Origin of the sequence: Streptomyces sp. NPDC002793, assembly GCF_040295485.1 — a bacterium.
Lineage (GTDB): Bacteria > Actinomycetota > Actinomycetes > Streptomycetales > Streptomycetaceae > Streptomyces.
This window is the reverse complement of sequence record NZ_JBEOVL010000067.1, coordinates 1-25,319: the sequence shown is the minus strand read 5'-3', so window position 1 is coordinate 25,319 and position 25,319 is coordinate 1. Positions and strand designations below refer to the sequence as shown.

Below are 25,319 nucleotides of genomic sequence, written 5' to 3'. Positions count from 1 at the left end.
CCCTGCGAATGACCCACCACCGCAGCCGGAACCACACCCACCGAACCCCACAACTCCGCCAACGACACCATCACCGCCCACAGAACCGGCTGAACGACATCAGGACGCTCAGCGATGACCCCATCGGCACGAAGCAATTCACTCAACGGCCGGTCAAGAAAAGGAGCCAGAGCAACCGCACACTCCGCGAACCGATCCGCGAACACCGGCGAAACCCGCAGAAGATCATCCGCCATGCCGGCCCACTGGGACCCCTGACCGGGAAACACGAACACCGTGCCGCCCCGCACCACGCTCCCCCGCACCACATCCGGGTGCGGTATGTCCTGCGCCAGCGCCGCGAGGGCGGCGGCGCGATCGGGGCCGAGCACCACGGCACGGTGTTCCAGCGGCGCCCGCCCTGTGGCGAGCCGCCAGGCCGCGTCGGCGGGGTCCGCCTCGTCCGCGACGGCGGCGAGCCCGGCCGCGGTCTCCCGGAGTGCGGCCGCGGTCTTGCCGGAGAGCGTCCAGGGGGCCGTCGCGGACCCGCGGGGGGCTGCGGGCTTCGGCGCCCGGTGTTCCTCCAGCACCACGTGCGCGTTGGTGCCGCTGACGCCGAACGAGGAGACGGCGGCCCGTCGGAGTTCCTCCAGCGCGGGCCACTCGCGCGCCTCGGTCAGCAGCTCCACGGCTCCGGAGGTCCAGTCCACGTGTGTGGTCGGTTCGTCGACGTGCAGGGTGCGGGGCATCACGCCGTGCCGCATCGCCTGCACCGTCTTGATGATGCCGCCGACGCCTGCGGCGGCCTGGGTGTGCCCGATGTTGGACTTGAGCGAGCCGAGCCACAGCGGCCGGTCCTCAGGACGGTCCTGCCCGTACGTGGCCAACAGTGCCTGTGCCTCGATCGGATCGCCCAGTGAGGTGCCCGTGCCGTGCGCCTCGACCACGTCGATGTCGGACGTCCGCAGGCCGGCGTTGGCCACTGCCTGCCGGATGACGCGTTCCTGGGAGGGGCCGTGGGGTGCGGTCAGGCCGTTGGACGCACCGTCCTGGTTGACGGCTGATCCGCGTACCACTGCCAGTACCTCGTGGCCGTTGCGGACGGCGTCCGAGAGCCGTTCGACGAGCAGGACGCCGATGCCCTCGGACCAGCCGGTGCCGTCGGCGTCGGCGGAGAAGGACCGGCAACGGCCGTCGGAGGCCAGGCCGCGCTGCCTGCTGAAGTCGATGAACACGGCCGGGGTGGACAGCACCGTGACGCCGCCCGCGAGCGCCATGTCGCACTCGCCCGTGCGCAGCGCCTGACAGGCCAGGTGCAGGGCGACCAGGGACGACGAGCAGGCTGTGTCCACCGTCATCGCCGGTCCTTCGAGGCCGAAGGTGTACGAGACCCGGCCGGCCAGCACACTGCCGGAGGTGCCGGTTCCGAGGTATCCCTCGACGCCTTCGGGCAGCACGGTCATGGTGGTGGCGTAGTCGTGGTACATGAGTCCGGCGAACACACCGGTACGGGTGCCGCGTTGTGCCGTCGGGTCGAGCCCGGCCCGTTCGAAGACCTCCCAGGAGGCCTCCAGCATCATGCGCTGCTGCGGGTCCATGGCGAGGGCCTCGCGCGGCGAGATGCCGAAGGGCTCGGGGTCGAAGCGGTCCGCGTCGTGGACGAAGCCGCCCTGGAGCACGTACGACTTGCCTGCCGCGTCGGGGTCGGGGTCGTAGAGCGCCTCGGTGTCCCAGCCCCGGTTGTCCGGGAACGGGCCGATGGCGTCGGTGCCCTGGGACACCAGCCGCCACAGGTCTTCGGGGCTGTTGACGCCGCCGGGGTAGCGGCAGCTCATCGCGACGATGGCGATGGGCTCGTCCGTCTGCGCGGCCCGGACGGCCCGAACGGGGGCGGCGGTGTCCGTCCCGGTCAGGGTCGGCAGAAGGTGTGCCACCAGGGCCTGCGGGGTGGGGTGGTCGAAGACCAGCGTGGCGGGCAGCCGCAGGCCGGTCACCGCGCCCAGCCGATTGCGCAGTTCGACCGAGGTCAGGGAGTCGAAGCCCAGGTCCTTGAACGGTTTGTGGTCCTCGACGAGATCGGCGGCGGCGTGCCCGAGCACACCGGCGACTTCGGTCCGTATCAGGTCGGCGAGGAATTCGGCGCGTTCGGACTCGCCGAGGGCGGCGAGGCGTTCGGCCAGCGGGGTCGCGGCGTCGGGCAGGGCCCGTGCCGCGCCGGGGCGGACCCGGCGGGTGACGAGGCCGCGCAGGAGCGGGGGCACGGTCGCGGCGGGATCACGGTCGAGTGCCTCCCGGAGTTCGGGGAGGTTCAGGCGGAGGGCGACCAGGTGCGGGGTGTCGCCCGTACGGACGATGTCCAGAACGGCCAGGGCCTCGTCCGTGGCGAGGGCCGCACCCGCACGGGTGATCCTGGCCCGGTCGGTGCCGTCCAGTCCGGCACTGATGCCGGACGTCTCGGCCCACAGGCCCCAGCCGACGGAGACGGCTCCCGGCCTGCGGTGTGCGACGGCGTCCAGGACCGCGTTCGCGGCCGCGTACCCGGCCTGGCCGGCCGAGCCGAAGGTCGCCGAGGCGGAGGAGAACAGCACGAAGAGGGGTACGTCGCCGACGAGGGCGTCCAGGTGCAGTGCGGAGGCCGCCTTGGCGTCCAGTACCGCGTCGAGCCGCTGGGGGGTCAGGGCGGTGACGACGCCGTCGTCGACGATTCCCGCGGCGTGCACCACACCGGTCAGGGGCCGGTCGGCGGGTACGGCCGCCAGCAGGGCGGCCAGCGCGTCGCGGTCGGCCACGTCGCAGGCCACGGCTCGGGCGTGGGCTCCCGACTCGGCCAGTTCGGTGACCAGTTCGCTCGCGCCGGGCGCATCGGGTCCGCTGCGGCTCACCAACAGCAGGTCACGGGCTCCGTGTTCGGTGACGAGGTGCCGGGCGACGAGGCCGCCGAGGACGCCGGTTCCTCCGGTGACGAGGACCGTGCCGTGGTCCACCGGGGCAGGGCCGGGAGTCTCTGCGGGTGCCATCGCCCGGGTGAGCCGGGGGGCGTACCAGCGTCCGTCGCGGAGGGCGAGTTGGGGTTCGTCGGCGCCGGTGGGGAACCCGGCGGGGACGGCGAGGGGCGAGTCGGCGGCGGGGTCCAGGTCGCACAGGACGAAACGGTGGGGGTGTTCGGTCTGGGCGCTGCGGACGAGGCCCCACACCACGGCGGCAGCCGGGTCGACCGGGGTGTCTCCGGCCGGTACCGCGCCCCTGGTGAGCAGGAGGAGCGGGGAGCCGGCGAAGCTCTCGTCGGCGAGCCACCTCTGGACGCATTCGAGGGCGCGGTGTGCGGCTCGGCGGGCCCTGGTCGGCTCGTCGAGGGCGGAGGATGAGGTGGGATCCGTGGTGAGGTCGACGGCCACCAGGGTGGGGGCCTCCGGCGGGGACGGCAGGTCGGCCGGATCCGCGACGAGCGTCCAGGGGACGGTGCCGTCCGTTGCGGGCAGTGCGGTCCAGTCGACGCGGAACAGCATGTCGGGGCGCACCCCGGCGGTGTCCGTGGTCGCTGCGGGGCGCAGCGTCAGGGAGTTGACGGTGGCGACGGGTCGTCCCGCCGGGTCGGTGAGTTCCACCGACACGGCGTCGGTTCCCGTCGGGGTCAGCCGGACGCGCAGGGCGGTGGCGCCCGTGGCGTGCAGGGTGACGCCGGACCAGCTGAACGGGAGCCGAACGTCCGAACCGCTCCGCTCCCGGCCCGTCAGGGCCGCAGCGTGCAGGGCGGCGTCGAAGAGGGCGGGGTGCAGCCCGAAGCCGCCGGCGGCCGGGGGGTCCGTGCCGTCGATCGGGGCGGGCAGCGCCACCTCGGCGTAGACCGTGCCGTCCGGGCCGAGCCAGGCGGTGTGCAGGCCCTGGAAGAGGGGGCCGTAGTCGAGACCGGCGGTGGCGAGGGCGGCGTAGAAGTCGTCCAGGGCGGCGGGCTCGGCGTCCGGGGCAGGCCACTCGGTGAGCGGGGCGGCCGGCTGCGTGAGGCGGGCCGGGGCCAGGACCCCCGTCGCGTGGCGGGTCCAGCCCGCATCCGGAGCCGGTGCCCCGTGGGGCTCGTCGGGACACGAGTACAGAGCGATGTCCCGGGAACCGTCGGGGAGCGGTGCGCCGACCTCCACCTGGACCCGGACACCGCCCCGCTCGGGCAGGACCAGCGGGGTTCCCAGGGTCAGTTCGTCGACGACGGTGCAGCCGGCCTGGTCGCCCGCGTGCAGGGCGAGGTCCACGAGGGCGGTGCCGGGGACGAGTACCGTGCCGCGTACCCGGTGTTCGGCGAGCCAGGGGTGGGTGGCGCGGGCGAGGCGGCCGGTGAGGACGAGGCCGCCGTCCCCGGCGACCTGGACGGCCGCCCCCAGAAGCGGGTGCCCGGCGCCGCGCAGACCCACCGCGCCGAGTTCCGCCGGGCCGCCGAGGGCGGGCCAGTACCGCTGCCGTTGGAAGGCGTAGGTGGGGAGTTCCGTGCGGCGGGGGCCCCACGGTTCCAGGACGGCCGCCCAGTCGGGGTCGAGTCCGGCCGCGTGCAGGCGGGCCGCCGCCCGCAGCAGGGTGTCGGTCTGGTCTCGTCCGGCACGCTGCAGCGGAATGGTGGCCGCAGCACCGTCCATCTCGGCGACCAGTGCGCACAGGACTCCGTCGGGGCCCGTCTCGGCGTACCGGGTGACGCCCAGCCGGGCCAGTTCCGCCGCCGCGTCGGCGAAGCGGACGGTCGAGCGGATCTGTCGGACCCAGTACTCCCAGGTCGTTGGATCTCCGTCGAGGGCGACGGTGGAGACCAGAGGGATCGTCGGCGGATGGTAGGTGAGGTCGCGGACCACCTCGGTGAACCCTTCGAGCATGGGTTCCATCAGGTGGGAGTGGAAGGCGTGCGAGACGGCGAGCCGCTTGACCTTGCGGCCCTGGGCGCGGAGACGCTCCTCCAGTGCGTGGATCGCTTCGGCGGGCCCTGCGAGAGTGAGCGCCGAGGGGCTGTTGACGGCCGCGAGCGCGATGTCGTCGGGCAGGTCCAGTTCGTCCTCGGCCGCTTCGACGGCGAGCATCGCGCCGCCCTCGGGCAGCGCGTCCATCAGCCTGGCGCGGGCGGAGACCAGGCGGCAGGCGTCGTCCAGCGAGAGGATCCCCGCGACGTGGGCCGCCGCCACCTCGCCGATCGAGTGGCCCGCCACCACGTCGGGGCGCAGGTCCCACGACTCCGCCAGGCGGTAGAGCGCGACCTCGACGGCGAAGAGCGCCGGTTGGGTGTGGACGGTGCGGTCCAGCGCCGTTCCGTCCTCGAAGACGATCTCCTTCAGCGGCCGGTCGCCGACGGCCTTTTCGCAGACGGCGTCGAAGGCAGCGGCGAACACCGGGAAGGTGTCGTACAAGTCGCGTGCCATGCCCGCGTACTGCGCGCCCTGGCCGGGGAACAGGAAAGCGGTCAGGCCGGGACGCACGGTGCCGGTGAGCACGTCGGGCCCGGTCAGGCCCGCTTCGAGGGCGCGCAGGCCGGTCAGGGCGGCGGCCGGGTCGGAGGCGAGGACGACACCGCGGTGCTCGTGGGACTGGCGGGTCGCGCCGAGGGAGTAGCCGAGGTCGACGAGGTCGGCGGGGAACGCGGATGCCTCTCCCGGGGCGGAGTGCGCGCGGGCGTCGCCTCCGGCGGGATCCCCGGAGCCGGCTTCTCCGCCGAGGAAGGCGCGCAGTCGCTCCGCCTGCGCGGTCAGGGCCTGTGCGGTCCGGCCGGAGACCGGCAGGGGGACCACGCCGGGGGCGGGCCTGCGTACGGACTGCCGCGTGGCGGGGTCGGCGGGCGGCGCCTCCTCCAGGATGACGTGGGCGTTGGTGCCGCTGATGCCGAAGGAGGAGACGGCTGCCCGGCGGGGCCGCTCGCCGGGTTCCCACGGCCGCTGGCGGGTGAGGAGTTCGATGGGGCCCGCGGACCAGTCCACGTGCGGGGTGGGGTCGTCGGCGTGCAGGGTGCGGGGCAGTACGCCGTGTTGCAGCGCCAGCACCATCTTGATGACGCCGGCGACACCGGCGGCTGACTGGGTGTGTCCGACGTTGGACTTCAGCGAGCCGAGCCACAGGGGCCGGTCCCGGTCGCGGCCGTAGGTGGAGAGCAGTGCCCGTGCCTCGATGGGGTCGCCGAGGACCGTTCCGGTGCCGTGTGCCTCGATCGCGTCAATCTGGTCGGGGGTCAGCCGGGCGCCGGCGAGGGCGGCGCGGATGACGCGTTCCTGTGCGGGGCCGCTGGGGGCGGTGAGGCCGTTGGAGGCGCCGTCCTGGTTGACTGCGGAGCCGCGTACCACCGCGAGGACCGGGTGCCCGGCCGCCTGGGCGTCGGCGAGCCGCTCCACCAGGACCATCACCACGCCCTCGGCCATGCCCATGCCGTCGGCGTCGGCGGAGAACGCCTTGCAGCGGCCGTCGGAGGCCAGGCCGCTCTGGCGGTTGAACTCGTGGAAGCCCACCGGGTGCGGCATGACGGTGACGCCGCCGACGAAGGCCATGGAGCAGTCGCCCGCCCTGATCGCCCGGGAGGCCAGGTGCAGGGCGGTCAGCGACGAGGAGCAGGCGGTGTCCACGCTGACCGCGGGCCCCTCCAGGCCCATGGTGTAGGCGATGCGGCCGGAGAGCACGGAGGTGGCGGCGCCCGTGAGCTGGTAGCCCTCGGTGCCGGCCAGGCCCGCCTGCATACCGGTCCCGTAGCCCTGGCCGTTGGTGCCGACGAACACGCCGGTACGGGTGCCGCGCAGGTCCTTGGGGTGGATCCCGGCCCGTTCCATCGCCTCCCAGGCCGCTTCCAGGACGAGCCGCTGCTGCGGGTCCATGGCCAGTGCCTCGCGCGGGTTGATGCCGAAGAACGCGGGGTCGAAGAGGGCCGCCTCGTGCAGGAAGCCGCCCTGGGAGGCGGCGGGTGCCGCGAGCCCGTCGGCGCCCGCGAGCGGGCCGTCGTCCCAGCCCCGGTCGTCGGGGAAGGGGGTGACGGCGTCCGCGCCGTCGGCGAGGAGCCGCCAGAGGTCCTCGGGTGACCGGACACCGCCGGGCAGGGTGCACGCCATCGACACGACGGCCATGGGTTCCGGCTCCTGCGACTCCGCCTCGCTCAGCCGCCTGCGGGTGACGTGCAGTTCGGCGACCACCCGTCCCAGGTAGTCGCGAAGCTTGCGCTCGGTGGGGCTCTTGCTCTCTTCGGCGGTCATCGGGTTCTCCAGCAGGTCCGGGTCATGGGGGTCTTGGGGGCGGCGGCGGTCACTTGAGTCCCAGATCCCTTTCCACCAGGTCGAACAGTTCGTCGTCGGTGGCGTCCCCGAGCCGGTCGGCCAGGGTGTCGCCGTCGGCGGAGGCGGATCCGTTCGCGTTCCGCGCCCCCGCGAGCAGCGACTCCAGGCGCATCACGATGCGGACCCGGTCGAGGTCGTCGTCGGCGCGGCGGGCGAGCGCCGCCTCCAGCCGGTCGAGTTCGTCGGTCGACGGCAGACGGTCGTCGACGTCGTCCGGCACCAGCCGGCTCGCCAGGTGCTGTGCCAGCGCGACGGGTGTCGGCCGGTCGAAGACGAGCGTGGCGGGCAGGGTCAGGCCGGTCGCGGTGGCCAGTCGGTTGCGCAGTGCCACGGCGGTGAGCGAGTCGACGCCGAGGTCGCGGAAGGCGCGTTCCGGTTCGATCTGTTCGGCTCCCGCGTGACCGAGCTCGACCGCCGCGTGGATACGGACCAGATCCAGCACCGCGCGGTCGCGCTCGCCCGGAGAGAGCGCCGCCAGCTTCGCGCGGAGCCCGTCGTCGGTCTCGGCGGGCACGTCGTGGCCCGCCTCGGTCCCGGTCGGCCGAAGGGCCCGTACCTCGGGCAGTCCGGACAGCAGGGGCGCGGGGCGCAGCGCGCTGAAGGAGGGGGCGAAGCGCGCCCAGTCGATGTCCGCGGCGACGGCGGACGGTGCCCCCGCGTCGAGGGCCTGACGCAGCGCGACCATGGCGGGGCCGGGCTGGATGAGCGGCACCCCTCGGCGTAGCAGGGCGTCGGCGGCGGCGCCGTCGACCATGCCGCCCCCGTCCCACGGCCCCCAGGCGACGGACACCATGGGGGCACCTTCGTGGCCGCGGCGTTCGGCGAGTGCGTCGACGTAGGCGTTGGCGGCGGCGTACCCGCCGTGCCGGCCCACGCCCCACACCGCGGAGATGGAGGAGAAATGGACGACGGCGTCGAGCCGGGCGGGGTCGAGCAGCTCGTCGAGGTGGCGTGCGCCGGCGATCTTGCCGCCTGTCACGAGGGCGAGGTCGGCGAGGGTGGTGTCCGCGAGCGGGGCGAGGACGCCGACTCCCGCGATGTGCAGGACGGCCCGTACGGTGACGCCGTCGGCGGCCAGGGTGTCGAGTGTCCGGCGGACGTCGTCGCGGTCCTCGAGGTCGCAGGCGACGACGGTGACGCGGCTGCCGTGGACGGTGAGTTCCTCGGTGAGTTCCCGGGCGCCGGGGGCGTCGGGGCCCCGTCGGCTCAGCAGCACGAGGTGCTCGGCCCCCTCGGCGGCCAGCCAGCGGGCGACATGTCCGCCGATGGCTCCGGTGCCGCCGGTGACGAGCACGGTGCCGTGCGGCCGCCATCCGGTGCCGGCGCCGGGGGGTACGGGGTCGGTGTGGCACAGCCGCCGGCCCAGGGTGGCCCGTGCGCGTACCGCCATCTGGTCCTCGTCGTCGGTACGGGTGAGGGCGGCGGCGAGCCGGGTGAACGACCGGGGGTCGCGGGCGGAGGCGTCGGCCGGCAGATCGATCAAGCCGCCCCAGTGGCGCGGGTGTTCCAGTGCGGCGACGCGGCCCAGGCCCCAGACGGCGGCCTGCTCCGGGCTGGTGGGCGTCTCACCGGCGGCCGCGCCGACGGCTCCCGTGGTGACGGTCCACAGCGGGCCCGGGTCGGTGTCGAGGGCGGCCTGCAGCAGGTTCAGGGTACCGGCGAGGCCCGCGGTGACCGAGGGGTGACCGGGGTGCGGTGTCTCGTCCTGGGCGAGCAGGGACACCACGCCTCGCAGTTGTTCGCCGGGCGCCACGTAGTCGCGCAGGAGGTCCGCGAGGTCCGCCGCGTCGGTGTCGGAGGGGTTGACGACGAGCACGTCGACCTCGCCGTGCCCGTCGGTGAGCGCGGCACGGCAGGCGTCGGCCGTCGCGGTGGCTGTGGGGGGTGCGACCAGCAGCCAGCGTCCCTCGCAGGATGTCGCGGGGGTCGGCTCCGCCAGGGGGGTCCAGGCGATCTCGTACCGCCAGGAGGCGACGGCCTCCTGTTCGCGGGCGTCCCGGTGCCATGCCGAGAGGGCGGGCAGCAGGGGTTCCAGCGCCGCCGCGTCGAGTCCGGCGGTGGTGGCCAGGGCCTCGGTGTCGCCCTCGTCGACGGCCGTCCAGAAGCGGAGTTCCGCCGGGGACGCGGCGGCGGGTGCCGCCGCAGGTGCTTCGGCCGGCCGGGGGGTGGGCCAGTAGCGGGTGCGTCGGAAGGCGTAGGTGGGCAGGTCGACGAGGTGGGCGCCGGGGAAGGGTTCGAGAGCGGGACGCCAGTCGACGGGTGCGCCGAGGACGTGGGCCTCGGCCAGGCCGGCCAGCAGCCGGTCGCGGCCGCCCTCGCCGCGGCGCAGGGTGCCGACTGCGGCGACGGAGCGGTTCTCCTGGGCGGCGGTCTCCTGCACGGCGGCGAGGAGCACCGGGTGGGGGGAGATCTCGACGAGCAGGGTGTGCCCGTCGCGGAGCACCGCCGCGGTGGCCAGGTCGAACCGGACGGTCTCGCGGAAGTTGCGGTACCAGTAGCCGGCGTCGGCGCCCGCGGTGTCGAAGCGGTCGCCGGTGAGCGAGGAGTAGAACGGTACGTCGGAGGTGCGGGGGGTCGGGTTCGCGGCGGTCAGGGCGGCGGTGACGGTGGAGCGTACGGCTTCCATGTGTTCGGAGTGCGCTGCGTAGTCGAAGGGCAGCCACTGGGTGCGGACGCCGTCGGCGGCGAGTGCGGCGGCCACTTCCTCCAGCGCCTCGGTGTCGCCGGAGACCACGGTCGCGCCGGGGCCGTTGACGACGGCGACACAGACCCGCCCGGTGTGCCCGGCGATCGCCTCCTCGGTACGTGCGACGGGCAGCGCCACAGCCAACATGCCTCCCCGGCCCGCGACTTGGGTGAGCTCTCGGGCACGCAGCGCGACGACGGCGGCACCGTCGGCCAGGGTCAGCGCCCCGGCGACGCAGGCGGCGGCGATCTCGCCCTGGCTGTGGCCGACGACCGCGGACGGGTTGACGCCGTGCGAGCGCCACACCTCGGCGAGCGAGACCATCACCGCCCACAGCAGCGGCTGGACGACATCGACCCGGTCGACGGTGGCTGCGCCGGGCAGTTGCCTCAGTACGTCGGCGGGCACGAAGTCGATGTGCGGGGCGAGTGCGTGCGCGCACTGGGCGAAGCGGGTCGCGAACACCGGTGATTCGTCGAGGAGCCGGGCCGCCATTCCGGCCCACTGGGTGCCCTGGCCGGGGAAGAGGAAGGCCACCTTGGGGGTCGTGTCCCGGCCGGTGACGACGGCCGGGTGGGGGCGGTCCTCGGCGAGCGCGGTGAGCGCGGCGAGGAGCCCGGGGCGGTCCGTGCCGGTCACCACGGCTCGGTGTTCGAGGGCCGAGCGGGCGGTGACCAGGGTGTGCGCGATGTCGGCGAGTCCGGCCTCGGGGTCGCCCGCCGTCCGGGTTCCGGAGGATTCCAGGTGAATGCGCAGAGCGTCGGCCTGGGCGCGCAGGGCCTTGCCGTCGCACGCGGAGAGCACGAGCGGCAGGGTGGCTCCGGTGGCGGGTGCGGGTGGGGCGTCGAGGCGGGTGTCCTCGGGGTCGGGGGCTTCCAGGACGAGGTGCGCGTTGGTGCCGCTGACGCCGAAGGAGGAGATGCCGGCACGGCGCGGCCTGCCGGTCTCGGGCCAGGGACGGGCCTCGGTGAGGAGGGCGACGTCCCCGGCGGACCAGTCCACCCGGGTCGTGGGCCGGTCGATGTGCAGGGTGCCCGGCAGGATCCCGTGGCGCATCGCCTGAACCATCTTGACGATCCCGGCGACGCCGGAGGCGGCCTGGGTGTGGCTGATGTTGGACTTGACGCTCCCGGTCCACAGGGGGTGCGTACGGTCCTGGCCGTACACGGCGAGGAGTGCCTCCGCCTCGATCGGGTCGCCGAGCGGGGTGCCGGTGCCGTGTGCCTCCACGGCGTCGACCTCGGCGGGGGCGAGGCCGGCGTCCGCGAGCGCGGCGCGGATCACGCGCTGCTGTGCCGGGCCGCTGGGGGCGGTGAGCCCGTTGGACGCCCCGTCCTGGTTGACGGCGCTGCCGCGCAGGATGCCGAGCACCGGGTGCCCGTTGCGGCGTGCGTCGGAGAGGCGTTCCAGGAGCAGCATGCCGACGCCCTCGCTCCATCCGGTGCCGTCGGCGCCGTCGGCGAACGGCTTGCAGCGGCCGTCGGCGGCCAGCCCGCCGAGAGTGCCGAACTCGACGAACGCGCCCGGTGTGGTCATCACCGACACCCCGCCGGCCAGTGCCAGGGAGCACTCGCCGGTGCGGAGGGCGCGCAGGGCGAGATGTGTGGCGACGAGGCCGGACGAACATGCGGTGTCGACCGTGACGGCGGGGCCTTGAAGGCCGAGGGTGTAGGAGAGCCGTCCGGACAGGACCGCTCCGGTGGCACCCGCTGTGAGGCGCCCGTCGACGTTTTCGCCGGAGCCGATCAGCAGGTAGCCGTAGTCCTGGCCGTTGCTGCCGACGAAGACGCCGGTGTCGCTGCCGCGCAGGGAGTCGGGAGCGACCCCGGCCCGTTCGGCGGCCTCCCAGGCGGTCTCCAGCAGCAGCCGCTGCTGGGGGTCCATGGAGAGGGCCTCGCGGGGCGAGATGCCGAACATGCCCGCGTCGAACCCGGCGATGTCGTCGAGGAACCCTCCGAGGCCGACCACGGAGGCACCGCCGCCTTCCGTCCCGTCGAGGAGCCCCGCGAGGTCCCAGCCCCGGTCCGCCGGGAAGGGGGTGACGGCGTCCTCCCCCTGGGACACCAGCCGCCAGAGGTCTTCGGGCGTACTGATGCCGCCCGGGAAGCGGCAGCCGATGCCGATGACGGCGACGGGGTCGTCGGAAACCGGCTCCGTACGTGCGTCGGGGGCCGTGGGCGTCAGGCCGCCGTCCCCGAGCCTGGCGGCGAGGTGTTCTCCCAGCACGGCGGGCCGGGAGTGGTCGAAGACCAGACCGGCGGGGAGGGTGAGTCCGGTGCGGGCGGCGAGCCGGTCGCGCAGCTCGACGGCGGTGAGCGAGTCGACACCGAGGTCCCGGAACGGGGTCCGGGCACCGACGGGGTCCGTGGAAGCGTGGCCGAGCACGGCCGCGGTCTCCTCCCGTACGAGTTCGGTGAGCGGTCCGGGACGGTCCTGGGCGGGCAGCGCGGCGAGGCGCCGGGCCCACCCGGTGCGCACCTCTCCCAGGTCTGCGCTGTCGGAGGGCGCCGCGTCTGCGGCCTCCGGGATCTCGTGGAAGAGCCGGGTGGGGCGGGAGACCTGGAAGGCGGCCGCGAAGCGCGCCCAGTCGACGTCCGCGACGACGGGCGTCGTCTCGTCACCGTCGAGGACGGCGGCGAGCGCGGCGGTGGCAACGGCCGGCGGCATGGGGCGGAGCCCTCGGCGGGAGAGGTGTTCGCGGGCGCCGTCGCGGACGGCCATGCCCGTCCCGTCCCAGGGGCCCCAGGCGACCGAGGTCGCGTGCAGGCCGCGGGCGCGGCGGTGATGGGCCAGTGCGTCGAGGTGGGCGTTGGCGGCGGCGTAGGCGCTCTGACCGCCGCTGCCCCAGACTCCGGCGACGGAGGAGAACAGGACGAACCGTTCGACGCGGGTGGCATCGGAGAGCAGCGCGTCGAGCACCTCCGCGCCGCGGACCTTGGCGTCGAGGACGTCGGCGAAGGCGTCGAGTCCGGTGCTCTCCAGTGCTTCGACGCCGTCCGTACCGGCGGCGTGCACCACGGAGCGGATGTCGTGCGCCTCGATCAGGGCGGCCATGGCCTCGCGGTCGGTGACGTCGCCGGCCACCACGGTGACCCGGGTGGGCGCGAGTTCGGCGACGAGTTCGGCCACACCGGGGGCGTCGGGGCCGCGACGTCCGGTCAGCACGACGTGCGCGGCGCCGCGCGCGGCGAGCAGGCGGGCGGTACGGGCGCCGAGCGCGCCGGTGCCCCCGGTGACGAGCACCGTGCCGTCCGGTCGCCAGGCGGGGGCGGGGGCGGCGGGTGTCGCACGGACGATCCGTCGGGCGAACGCCCCTGACCGTCGTACGGCGACCTGGTCCTCGCCGGTTCCGCCGGTGAGGACTGTGGCCAGGACGGGCGCCGTACGGTCGTCGAGGGTCGCGGGGAGGTCGATCAGACCGCCCCAGCGCCCGGGGTGTTCCAGTGCGGCGACCCGTCCGAGGCCCCACAGCGCCGACTGCCGGGGGGCGTCGACCCGCTCCGAGGGGCCCACGGCCACGGCTCCGCAGGTCAGCACCCACAGCGGGGCGTCGAGCCCGGCGTCGCCCCCGGCCTGGATGAGCAGGACGGCCCCGGCCAGCCCGGCGGACAGCGCGGGACGTCCGGCGGTGGGTGTGTCGTCGAGACCGAGCAGGGAAACGACGCCTGTGAACGGACCGGCGGCGTCGGCGGACGCGCTCAACCGCGCGGCGAGTCCCGCGCGTTCGGCCTCGGCCGGGTCGACGAGCAGTTCGGTGACGGCGGCCCCCGCGTCGCGCAGGGTCTTCAACGTGGCGGTGACCAGGGGTGCCTCGGCGCGGTCGGCGGGCAGCACGGCCAGCCAGGTACCGCCGAGCGCTGTCGCGGGTACGCCGGTGAGCGGCCGCCAGGTCACCCGGTGGTGCAGGGCGTCGGCACGGGCCCGGTCGTTGCTGCTCCGGCGCCAGCGTGCGAGGGCCGGGAGCAGCGGCTCGACGGCGGCCGGGCCGGGCAGGCCCAGGGTGTCGGCGAGCGTGTCGGCGTCGGCCTTGTCGACGGCGTCCCAGAACCGGGCTTCGGATCGGTCGGCCGGGCCTCGCGCCGGCTCCGCCGGGGCGGCGGTGCCGGCTTCGACCCAGTAGCGGTCGCGCTGGAACGCGTACGTGGGCAGGGGCACCCGGTGTCCGCCCCATGTGTCGAAGACGGCGGTCCAGTCCACGGCGGCGCCCGCCGTGTGGGCGGCGGCGAGAGCGGTCAGCAGTGCTTCGGGCTCGGGGCGTCCCGGCCGGAGGACGGCCGCCACCGTCGCCCCGGCGGTGGGGAGGACTTCGCGTACGGCGGCGGCGAGGGTCCCGCCGGGGCCCAGTTCGACGAAGGTGTTCGTGCCGTGGCCGTGCAGCCAGGACACGGCGTCGGCGAAGCGGACCGTCTCGCGTACCTGGCGGACCCAGTACTGCGGGCTGCACAGGGTGTCCGCGTCGACGGGCCCCCCGGTCAGGGTGGAGGCCAGGGGCAGGGACGGCGCGCGGTAGGTGAGGCTCTCGGCCACCGTGGCGAACTCGGCGAGCATCGGCTCCATCAGGCGGGAGTGGAAGGCGTGCGAGACGGTGAGCCGCTTGACTCGGTGTCCGTCCGCCCCCAGTCGGGTCTCGAACCCGGCGACGGAGTCGGCGTCGCCGGAGACCGTCAGGGAGGTGGGCCCGTTGACGGCGGCGAGGTCCACGCCCTCCGGCAGCTCCAGCTCGTGCTCGGCCACCTCGACGGCGAGCATCGCGCCGTCGGCGGGCAGTTCCTGCATCAGCCGTCCGCGTGCTGCGACGAGCCGGCAGGCGTCGTCGAGGGAGAGCACTCCGGAGACGTGGGCGGCCGCGATCTCGCCCACGGAGTGGCCGATCACGTGGTCGGGGATCAGGCCCCAGGTCTCCAGCAGCCGGAACAGTGCCACTTCGAGCGCGAACAGTCCGGCCTGGGCGTGAACGGTACGGTCGAGTGCGCTTCCGCCGTCGAAGACGATCTGCCGCAGGGACCGGCCCGGTCCGGCGGCCAGTCGTGCGCAGACGGCGTCGAAGGCTTCGGCGAACACCGGGAACGCCGCGTACAGTTCGCGGCCCATCCCGGCCCGCTGGGATCCCTGGCCGGTGAACAGGAACGCCGTCCGGGCGTCGCCGGCCTCGCCGCGCAGCACGCCCGCCGGGGTGCGGCCCGTGGCGAGCGCGGTCAGTCCGGCGGCGAGGCCGTCCCGGTCGCCGGCCAGGACGACGGCGCGGTGTTCGAGCGGGGAGCGGCTGGTGGCCAGGGTGCGGCCGACGTCCAGCGGGTGAAGGTTCGGCCGTGCGTCGAGGGCGGCGGCCAGCCGGTCCGCCTGCGCGGCGAGCGCGTCGGCGGTGCGGCCCGAGACCAGGCAGGGCACGACGGCGGGGGCGACGGCGGGCCGGACCGGTTCGGGTGCGGTGGCAGGGTCCGGGAGCCGGGGGTCGGGGTCCGGCGCCTCGCTGAGGATGACGTGGGCGTTGGTGCCGCTCAGCCCGAACGAGGAGATGCCCGCCCGGCGCGGCCGGTCGGACCGGGGCCAGGGGCGTTCCTCAGCCAGTAGTCGTACGGCACCCGCGGACCAGTCGATGTCCGGGGACGGTTCCTCGGCGTGCAGGGTGCGCGGCAGCACGCCGTGGCGCAGCGCCTCCACCATCTTGATCAGCCCGGCCATGCCGGCGGCGGCCTGGGCGTGGCCTATGTTCGACTTCACCGAGCCGAGCCAGAGCGGCTCCTCGCGGTTCTGGCCGTAGGTGTCGAGGAGGGCCTGGGCCTCGATGGGGTCGCCGAGGCGGGTACCGGTGCCGTGTGCCTCGACGGCGTCGATCTCGGAGGGGATCAGCCGGGCGGCGGCGAGGGCGGTACGGATCACGGCGCGCTGGGCGCGGCCGTTGGGGGCGGTGAGGCCGTTGGACGCGCCGTCGGAGTTGGAGGCCGATCCGCTGACGACGGCGAGCACCTGGTGGCCGTTGGCCCGGGCGTCGGACAGTCGTTCCAGCAGGACCACGCCCGCGCCCTCGGACCAGCCGGTGCCGTCGGCACCCGCGCCGAACGACTTGCAGCGTCCGTCGGGGGCGAGCCCTCCGTGCTTCCCGAACTCGCCGAACATACCGAGGTCCGCGAGGACGGCGACGCCCGCGGCGACGGCCATGTCGCACTCGCCGCCGTGCAGGGAGCGTGCCGCCTGGTGCACGGCGACCAGCGAGGAGGAGCAGGCGGTGTCGACGGTGAAGGTGGGTCCCTCCAGTCCGAAGGTGTACGCGATCCGGCCGGACAGGACACTGCCCGCCATGCCGGTCATGAGGTGGCCTTCGGAGCCCTCCGGTGGCCGGGCCCCCGCGCCGTAGCCGGAGGATCCCGCGCCGACGAACACGCCGGTCCGGGTGGAGCGCAGGGACATCGGGGGGATGCCGGCACGTTCCAGCGCCTCCCACACCGTTTCCAGCAGCAAGCGCTGCTGGGGGTCCATGGTGAGCGCCTCGCGCGGGCTGATCCCGAACAGGGCGGCGTCGAAGCGGTCCGCGTCGTCGACGAAGCCGCCCTTGAGGGCGGGCACCGCGTCGGGTCCGCCGGGGACGCCCCAGCCGCGTGCGGCGGGCAGGTCGCCGATGGCGTCCCGGCCCGCGCGGACGAGCTGCCACAGGCCGTCGGGGGTGTTGACCCCGCCGGGGTAGCGGCAGGCGGTGCCGATGACCGCGAGGGGTTCGAAGTCCCGTTCCTGTGCCTCGTGGAGCCGTTCCTTGGTCTCGGCGAGATCTGCGGTGACGCGCTTGAGGTACTGGAGCAGCTTCTCCTCGTTGGACATGCCCGTTCCCTCACCAGGACTGTCGGGGCCGGAGGCTGTGCGGGGGGTGTTCACGACAGTCCCAGCTCCTTGTCGATGAAGTCGAAGACGTCGCCTGCGGAGGCGTCCTCGAGGCGGTCGGCAACGGCGGCGGCCTGGCCGCCCGCGGTGTTCCGCTCGCTCTCGGTGACCCGGGCGAGCAGGGCGCGGAGTCGGCCGGCGACGGCGGCGTCCTCCACGCCGGGTCCGGTGAGCCGTCCGACGGCAGCTTCCAGGCGGTCCAGTTCGGTGAGTACGGCGGCGGTGCGGGCCTGCTCCGGGTCCGTGGACCTGACCAGTTCGGACCAGAGGTGTTCGGCGAGCACGGCCGGTGTGGGGTGCTCGAAGACGAGGCTCGCGGTGAGCCGCAGCGTGGTCGCCGCGGTGAGCCGGTTGCGCAGTTCGACGCCGGTCAGCGAGTCGAACCCGAGCTTGGTGAAGGCCAGGTCCGCGGCGATGGCGTCGGGGCCCTCGTAACCGAGAACGGTGGCGGCGTGGGCGCGCACCAGGTCCAGGACGGTGCGCCTCTGCTCGGGCTCCGGGAGCCGGGCCAGGTCGGCGGCGAGGTCTCGGGGGGTTGCCGCGCCGGAGCGTGCGCGCTCGGCGGGGGCGCGCACCAGGCCCCGCAACAGGGCGGGTACCGGGTGGTGTTTCGCCTGTTCCCGCAGTTGTGTGAGGTCGAGGGCGACGGGGACCAGGTGGGCGTGGGGGAGGCCGATGGCCGCGTCGAACAGGGCCATGCCGTGTTCCTCGCCGATCACTCCGGCCGTCGCCGCCCGGTCGCGTTCCCGGCGGCCGAGGCCGCCCGCCATGCCGCTCTCGGTCTCCCACAGGCCCCAGGACAGGGACTGGCCGGCCGTGCCACGTACCCGGCGGCGGTGTGCCACCGCGTCGAGCACGGCGTTGGCGGCGGAGTAGCTCCCCTGTCCGGCGGAGCCGAAGGTGGCGGCGACCGAGGAGAACAGGACGAACATCGCCAAGTCTTGACGCTCCGTCAGTTCATCGAGGTGCACGGCCGCATCGGCCTTGGGGCGCAGCACGCGGTCGGCCCGTTCCGGTGTGAGTGACCCGATGACGCCGTCGTCGAGGATGCCCGCAGCGTGGACGACGCCGGTCAGCGGGTGGTGCAGGTCCGTGAGCAGCGCGGCGAGGGCGTCCCGGTCGGAGACGTCGCAGGCTTCGATCCGTACGGTGGCACCCGCCTCGGTCAGTTCGGCGGCGAGCCGGTCGGCGCCGGGGGCCGCGGGGCCGCTGCGACCGGCCAGCAGCAGGTGGCGTACGCCGTGTTCGGCGACGAGGTGCCGGGCGAGCAATCCGGCGAGAGCTCCGGTGCCACCGGTGATCAGGACCGTGCCGTCGGGGTCGAGGGCGGCCGGCAGGGTGAGGACGTTCTTTCCGATGTGGCGGCCCCGGCCCATGAACCGGAACGCCTCGGCGGCGTCCCGCAGGTCCCAGGCGGTGATCGGCAGGAGTTCCAGGGCTCCCTGGTCGAAGAGGGCGATGATCTCGGTGAAGATCTCCGCGATCCGGCCCCGGTCGGTGCTCATCAGGTCGAACACGCCGTAGCGGACGCCGGGTCGGCCGGCGGCGACCTGGAGCGGGTCTCGGATGTCGGTCTTGCCCATCTCGACGAACCGGCCGCCGGGGGCGAGCAGGCGCAACGAGGCGTCGATGAAGGGGCCTTCGAGCGAGTTCAGTACGACGTCGACGCCACGTCCGCCGGTGGCGTCGGTGACCCGGGCCTCGAAGTCCAGGGTCCGCGAGGAGGAGAGCCGCCCGTCAGGGAGGCCGGTGTCGCGCCACTTTCCGGGGCTCGCCGTTCCGTGGATCTCCAGGCCGAGGTGGCGGGCGAGTTGCACGGCGGCCATGCCCACGCCGCCGGCCGCCGCGTGGATGAGGACGGATTCACCCGCGGTGACGCCGGCGACGTCGACGAGGCCGTAGTAGGCGGTGAGGAACGGGGTGGGTACGGAGGCGGCCTCGGCGAAGGTCCACTCGGGCCGCATCCGCGCCAGCACCCGCCGGTCGGTGACGGCGACGGGGCCGAACGCTCCGGCGAACAGGCCGAAGACCCGGTCACCGGGGGCGAGGTCGGTGACGTCGGCGCCGGTCTCAAGGACCACTCCGGCCCCTTCGGTGCCCATGCCGCTCTGGCCGGGGACCATCCCGAGGGCCATCACCACGTCACGGAAGTTGACGCCGGCGGCGCGCATCGCGACCCGTACCTGGGTGGGGCCGAGGTCGGCCAGCGCCTCGGGAGCGGGTACGAACTCCAGGTTCTCCAGAGTTCCCTCGCCGACGATGTCGAGCCGGGTGCCGGGCAGCGGCACCCCTTCCGTCGTCCGGCCGGGTCCGCGGGCCAGCCGGGGAGCCAGCAGCGCACCGGTGCGGACTGCGGTGCGGGGTTCGGCGGAGCCGAGCGCGGAGGGCAGGGCGGCTGCCGAGTCGGGGTGGCCGTCCACGTCGATGAGGGCGAAACGGTCCGGGTTCTCGCTCTGCGCGGAACGCAGCAGGCCGTGCACGGCGGCGCCCGCGAGGTCGGGGACGCCCTCGCCCGCGCCGACGGCGACCGCTCGAACGGTCAGCACGGCGAGCCGTGTTCCCGCGAAACGTCCGTCCGTGAGCCAGGTCTGGGTGACCGCGAGCGCCTCGTGGACGGCGGCGTGAACCTCCTCGGTGGTGTCGCCTCCGATCCGGGAGCCGCACCACAGGACGGTCCCGGGCAGGTGCTCGCCCGCGTCGACGGCCGTGGCGAGGGCGGCCAGGTCGGCGTGCCGGGTCGCCTGCGCCGTCCCGAGCGCGTCGGGGACCGGGCCGACGAGGACGACCGGGAGCGGGGGGGCTTCGGCGGCGGGCACCCAGTCCAGGCGGTACAGGGCGTCGAGTGCCGTGCCGCGGGAGGCCCGGCGCAGCGCGTCGGGTCCGATGGGGCGCAAGGTGAGCGAGTCGACCTCGGCGACCGGTGCGCCGAAGGCGTCGGCGGCGACGAGCGAGACCGCGTCCCGGCCCACGAGGGAGAGCCGTACGCGCAGGGTGTCGGCACCGGCGGCGTGGAGCCGTACGCCTTCCCAGGCGAACGGGAGCAGCCCCGTACGGCCGAGCAGTCCGCCCGCTCCTGCCGCGTGCAGTGCCGCGTCGAAGAGCGCCGGGTGCAGCCCGAAGCGTGCGGCGCCGTCGCGGGCCTGCGCGGGGAGGGCGACTTCGGCGTACACGTCGCTCTCGGTCCGCCAGAGGGCCTTCAGGCCCTGGAAGACGGGCCCGTAGGCGTAGCCGCTGTCGGCGAGGGCCTCGTAGCAGCCGTCGACGGCCACAGGTTCGGCTCCGGTGGGCGGCCACGCGGACAGCTCACCGGGCTCCCGGGCTTCCGCCGTGAGACCGGTGAGGTCGGTGAGGAAACCGGTGGCGTGGGTGGACCAGTCCGCCGCGGGGCGTCCGAGGTGGTCCGCGCCGTCCGTCGGCTCGGGGCGGGAGGAGACGGTGACGGGCCGGCGGCCGTCCGCGGCGGCCTCGCCGACGAGCATCTGGAGCGTCACTCCCCCGCTGTCGGGCATCACCAGGGGCGCCTGGAGGGTGAGCTCGTCGAGCCCGTCGGCTCCGGCGTGCAGGGCCAGTTCGACGAACGCGGTGCCGGGCAGCAGCACGACGTCTCCGACGCGGTGGTCGGCGAGCCAGGGGTGGGTGGTGAGCGACAGCCTGCCGGTCCACAGTGTGCCGCCGCCGGCCAGCGGAGCGGCGGCACCCAGCAGGGGGTGGCCCGCGGCGGCGAGCCCGGCGCCGGTGACGTCGGCGGTGGGGCGGGTGTCGGGCCAGTACCGCCGTTGCTGGAAGGGGTAGGTGGGCAGGTCGATGATGCTGCGGTCGGCCGGACCGCCGAGGACGGGGAGCCAGTCGACGTCGATGCCCGCGCAGTGCGCCTCGGCGAGCGCCAGCAGCCAGCGGTGGGAGTCGTTCTCGCCACGGCGCAGGGTGGCGAGAACGCCGCCCGGGGAGTCGGCGTCGTCGAGGGTCTCCTGGATGCCCGGGGTGAGCACCGGGTGCGGGCTGATCTCCAGGAAGGTGGTGTGGCCGTCGGCCATGGCCGCCCGAACGGCCCGGTCCATGCGGACGGTGTTGCGGAGGTTGTCGTACCAGTAGTCGTTGTCCAGGCCAGCGGTGTCCAGGGCCGCCCCGGTGACCGTCGAGTAGAACGTCACGTCGCCGGTACGGGCGGGGGTGACGGGGAGTTCCTCGAAGACGGGGCGGAGCGGTTCGACGAGGGCGGTGTGGGAGGCGTAGTCGATGCCGACGCGTCGGGCGCGCACGCCATGCCGTTCGCACGCGGCGGTCAGCTCGGCCAGTTCGGCCTCGGCTCCGCCTACGACGGTGGAGCGGGCGCCGTTCAGTGCGGCGATCCACAGTCGTCCCGCCCACGGCGCGAGGAACTCCTCGGCCTCGGATTCCGTCATCGGCAGCGACACCAGTCCGCTGCGGCCGGACAGTCGCTCGGCGATCGCGCGGCTGCGGGCCGCGACGATCCGGGCCGCGTCGTCCAGGCTCACGGCTCCCGCCACCACGGCGGCGGCCAGCTCTCCCTGGGAAGCGCCGATCACCGCAGGGGGTACGACGCCCGCCGCACGCCACAGCTCGGACAGGGACACCATCACCGCCCACAGCAACGGCTGCACGACATCGGCGCGGTCCGTACCGGTGTGCACGGGGTCCTCACCGCGGACCACCGCGATCAGGGAGAAGTCGAGGTACGGGGCGAGTGCGCGCTCGCACTCTTCGAGGCGGGCTCGGAACACCGGCTGGGTGTCGAGCAGTCCGGCGGCCATGCCCGTCCACTGGGAGCCCTGTCCGGGGAAGACGAACACGGGGGCGCCTGCCGGGCGGGCCGTGCCTCGGCGCAGTCCCGGCGACTCGCCGTCCTCGGCGAGAGCGGCCAGCGCGTCGGGACCGAGGACGACAGCGCGTTCGGTGAGGGTGGCGCGGCCGGTGGCCAGTGTCCAGGCCACGTCCATCGGGTCGGCGGCGGACGGGTTCGCCGCGGCGAGCCTGCGAGCCTGGTCGCGCAGTCCGGCGGGGGTGTCGGCGGAGAGCAGCCAGGGCGCGGGAGCCGGGCGGGAGCCTGACGCGGCGGGGACCGGCGGGCTCTCCTCGGCAGGTGCCTGTTCGAGGACCACGTGGGCGTTGGTGCCGCTCATGCCGAAGGAGGAGACGCCGGCACGGCGCGGCCGGCCGTGGTCGGGCCACTCCCGATCCTCGTCGAGGAGGCGGACGTTGCCTGCGGTCCAGTCGACCTGGGTGGTGGGCCGGTCGGCGAAGAGGGTGCGCGGGAGCCGCCCGGCGTCCATGGCCATGACCATTTTGATGACGCCCGCGATGCCGGACGCGGCCTGTGTGTGGCCGATGTTGGACTTGACGGAGCCGAGCCAGAGCGGCTCCTCGCGGTCCTGACCGTAGGTGGCGAGCACGGCCTGCGCCTCGATGGGGTCACCGAGCCTGGTACCGGTGCCGTGTGCCTCCACGGCATCGACCTCGTGCGGTTCCAGGCCGGCGGCGGCCAGGGCGGCCCGGACGACCCGCTGCTGGGAGGGGCCGTTGGGTGCGGTGAGCCCGTTGGAGGCGCCGTCCTGGTTGACGGCGCTGCCGCGCACCACTCCGAGGATGCGGTGGCCGTTGCGGCGTGCGTCGGAGAGCCGCTCCACCAGGAGTACGCCGACGCCCTCGGCCCAGCCTGTGCCGTCGGCGGTGTCGGAGAAGGCCTTGCAGCGGCCGTCGGCGGCCATGGCGTCCTGCTTGCCGAACTCGGCGAACACACCGGGGGTGGACATGGTCACGACGCCGCCCGCGAGGGCGAGGGAGCATTCGTCGTTGCGCAGGGCCTGTCCGGCGAGGTGCAGGGCGACGAGGCCGGAGGAGCAGGCGGTGTCGACGGTGACGGCGGGGCCCTCGATGCCGAAGGTGTAGGAGATCCGGCCGGATAGCACGCTGGCCGAACTGCCGGTGGCCAGGTAGCCCTCGCTGCCCTCGGGGGCCTCGCCGGGCAGGGAGGTGTAGTCGTGGTTGTTGGCACCCGCGAAGACTCCGGTGCGGGAGCCGCGTAGGGACAGCGGGTCGATGCCGGCCCGCTCGAAGACCTCCCAGGCCGCTTCCAGCAGCAGTCGCTGCTGCGGGTCCATCGCGACGGCTTCGCGGGGCGAGATGTTGAACAGTCCGGCGTCGAAGGACGCGATGTCCTCCAGGAAGCCGCCCTGCAGAGGGCGGGGCCCGCTGTCGTCAGCGGCGGGTTTCAGTGGCCAGCCGCGGTCGGCAGGGCAGTCTCCCACCGCGTCGGTGCCCGCGGCGACGAGGTCCCAGAGATCCTCGGGCGACCGGACGCCTCCGGGGAAGCGGCAGCTCATGGCGATGATCGCCATGGGCTCGTCGGCGGCGACGGCGGTCACCGCCGGGGCCGCCTCGGTGGTCCTGGAGCCGTCGGCCTGGGTCGGCAGGTCCTCGGCGAGCAGCGCGGCGAGGTGGGTGGTGAGGTCCTGGGCGGTCGGGTGGTCGAAGACCAGGGTGGCGGGCAGGTCGAGACCGGTGGCCTCGGCCAGCAAGCTCCTCAGTTCCACGGCCATGAGCGAGTCGAATCCGAGATCGGAGAAGGCCCGCAGGGGAGCGACCTGTTCACTGTCGGTGTGTCCCAGGGTGGTTGCCGCCGAGTCGCGCACCAATGTCAGGAGGACGCGCTCGCGTTCACGCGACCCGAGTTCCGCCAGGCGTCGGCGGACCGTCTTCCCCTCGGCGGTGTCCCCCGTTCGGGGCTCCGGCCGGGCGTCTTCGGCAAGTTCCGCGAAGAGGGGCGCGGGCCGGGCGGCGGTGAAGCTGGCGTGGAAGCGGGGCCAGTCGACATCGGCGACGGTGACGCAGCCGAGGTCGTGGGTGACGGCCTGCTCCAGCGCGGCCACCGCCACGGCGGGGTCCAGCGCGATCAGACCGCGACGGCGCAGGTGCTCCTCCGCCTCGCCGTCGACGAGCATGCCGGCCTCTGCCCAGGGGCCCCAGGAGACGGAGGTGGCTCCGGCGCCGCGAGCGCGGCGTCGTTCCGTCAGACCGTCGAGAAACGCGTTGGCGGCCGAGTAGGCGGCCTGCCGCCCGCTGCCCCAGATTCCGGCGATGGAGGAGAACAGTACGAACAGATCGGCGTCCGGCAGCAGGGCGTCCAGGTGGGTGGCACCGAGCGTCTTGGCCCGCAGCACCTGGGCGAACTCCTCGGGGCCGGTGGCGGCCAGCGGCATCGTGGCGACCTCGCCGGCGGCGTGGACGACGCCGGTCACCCGGTGCTCGGCCAGCAGCGCGGAGAGCGCTTCGCGGTCGGCGACGTCGCACGCCGCCACGGTGACACGGCAGCCCGACGCCTCCAGGGCGGCGACGAGTTCGCTCGTACCGGGGGCCTCGGGGCCCCGCCTGCTGGTCAGCAGCAGGTGCTCGGCACCGGCTTCGGCCAGTGAGGCGGCCACCCGCGAGCCGAGGCCGCCGGTACCTCCGGTGATCAGGACGGTTCCGTCGGGCCGCCAGGCGCGGGCCTGTGCCCCGGTGGGTTCGGCGGCCCGGACGAGCCTGCGTGCGAACACACCGGAGGCGCGTACGGCTGCCTGGTCCTCGGTGCCGGCGAGCACCCGGGTGAAACGGTCCGCAGCCCTGGCGTCCAGCACTGCCGGAAGGTCCACCAGACCGCCCCAACGCTGCGGGAACTCCAACGCGGCCACCCGCCCCAGACCCCAGATCTGCGTCTGCCACGGATCCACCGGACGGTCCGACCGCCCGGTCGACACCGCACCCGACGTCACACACCACAACGGCGCCTCGATCTCCGCATCCCCCAACGCCTGCACCAACGCCAACGTCCCCGCCACCGACACCGGGAACCCTGGGGCGCCGGAACCGGTGCGCGGGTCGAGTGCGACGAGGGAGATCACGCCGTCGAACCCGTCACCGAGGGCGTCCTCGTCGGCCAGCCGGGCCGCGAGCTCCCAGCGGTCGAGTTCGTCGTCGGTCAGAGTGGCGATCAGGGGCTCGGCCCCGCTTGCGGCCAGGGCCGAAGCGTATGTACCGGTCAGGTCCTCCGGTACGCCCTCGGTACGCAGCACAAGCCAACGCCCTGAGACAGAAACAGAGTTGTTCTCAGCCGTACGCCACACGGCGCGGTAGCGCATCCCGTCCACCCGGGATCTGTCGGCCTGATCGCGACGCCAGTCGGCGAGGGCGGGCAGTACGGCGTCCAGGTCACCGGCGTCGAGACGCAGCGTCCCGGCCAGCGCCTCGGTGTCGCCGGACTCCACAGCCGACCAGAAGGCGGAGTCCGACACGTGCGCGCCAGTGATCGCAGGAGCATCGGGGACGACATGGCCAAGCCAGTAGCGTTCGCGTTGGAAGGCATAGGTCGGCAGCGGAACGAGACTTCCCCCGCCGATCACGGCCGCCCAGTCCACCTCCGTACCACGCACATACACCTCGGCCAGCGCGGACAGAACGGTCCCCGCCTCCGCACGCTCCCCCCTCAACAACGCAACCGCAACAGCATC

3 protein-coding genes are annotated in these 25,319 nt (G+C 74.3%); all 3 read right to left on the bottom strand.

Annotation, left to right across the window (positions count from 1 at the left end):
• Nucleotides 1–7,175 (bottom strand): type I polyketide synthase (locus ABT001_RS33745; protein ID WP_351285297.1); only part of this gene is annotated, 7,175 nt, incomplete at its 3' end.
• 49 nt (nt 7,176–7,224) lie between these two features.
• Nucleotides 7,225–16,755, bottom strand: coding sequence for a type I polyketide synthase (locus ABT001_RS33740; RefSeq protein WP_502967570.1), 9,531 nt, complete (start codon nt 16,753–16,755; stop codon nt 7,225–7,227).
• Nucleotides 16,756–16,805: 50 nt separating this feature from the next.
• Nucleotides 16,806–25,298 carry an SDR family NAD(P)-dependent oxidoreductase gene (locus tag ABT001_RS33735; protein WP_351285294.1) on the bottom strand — a complete coding sequence of 2,831 codons (8,493 nt, stop codon included), beginning with the start codon at nt 25,296–25,298 and terminating at the stop codon, nt 16,806–16,808.
• Nucleotides 25,299–25,319 lie beyond the last annotated feature (21 nt).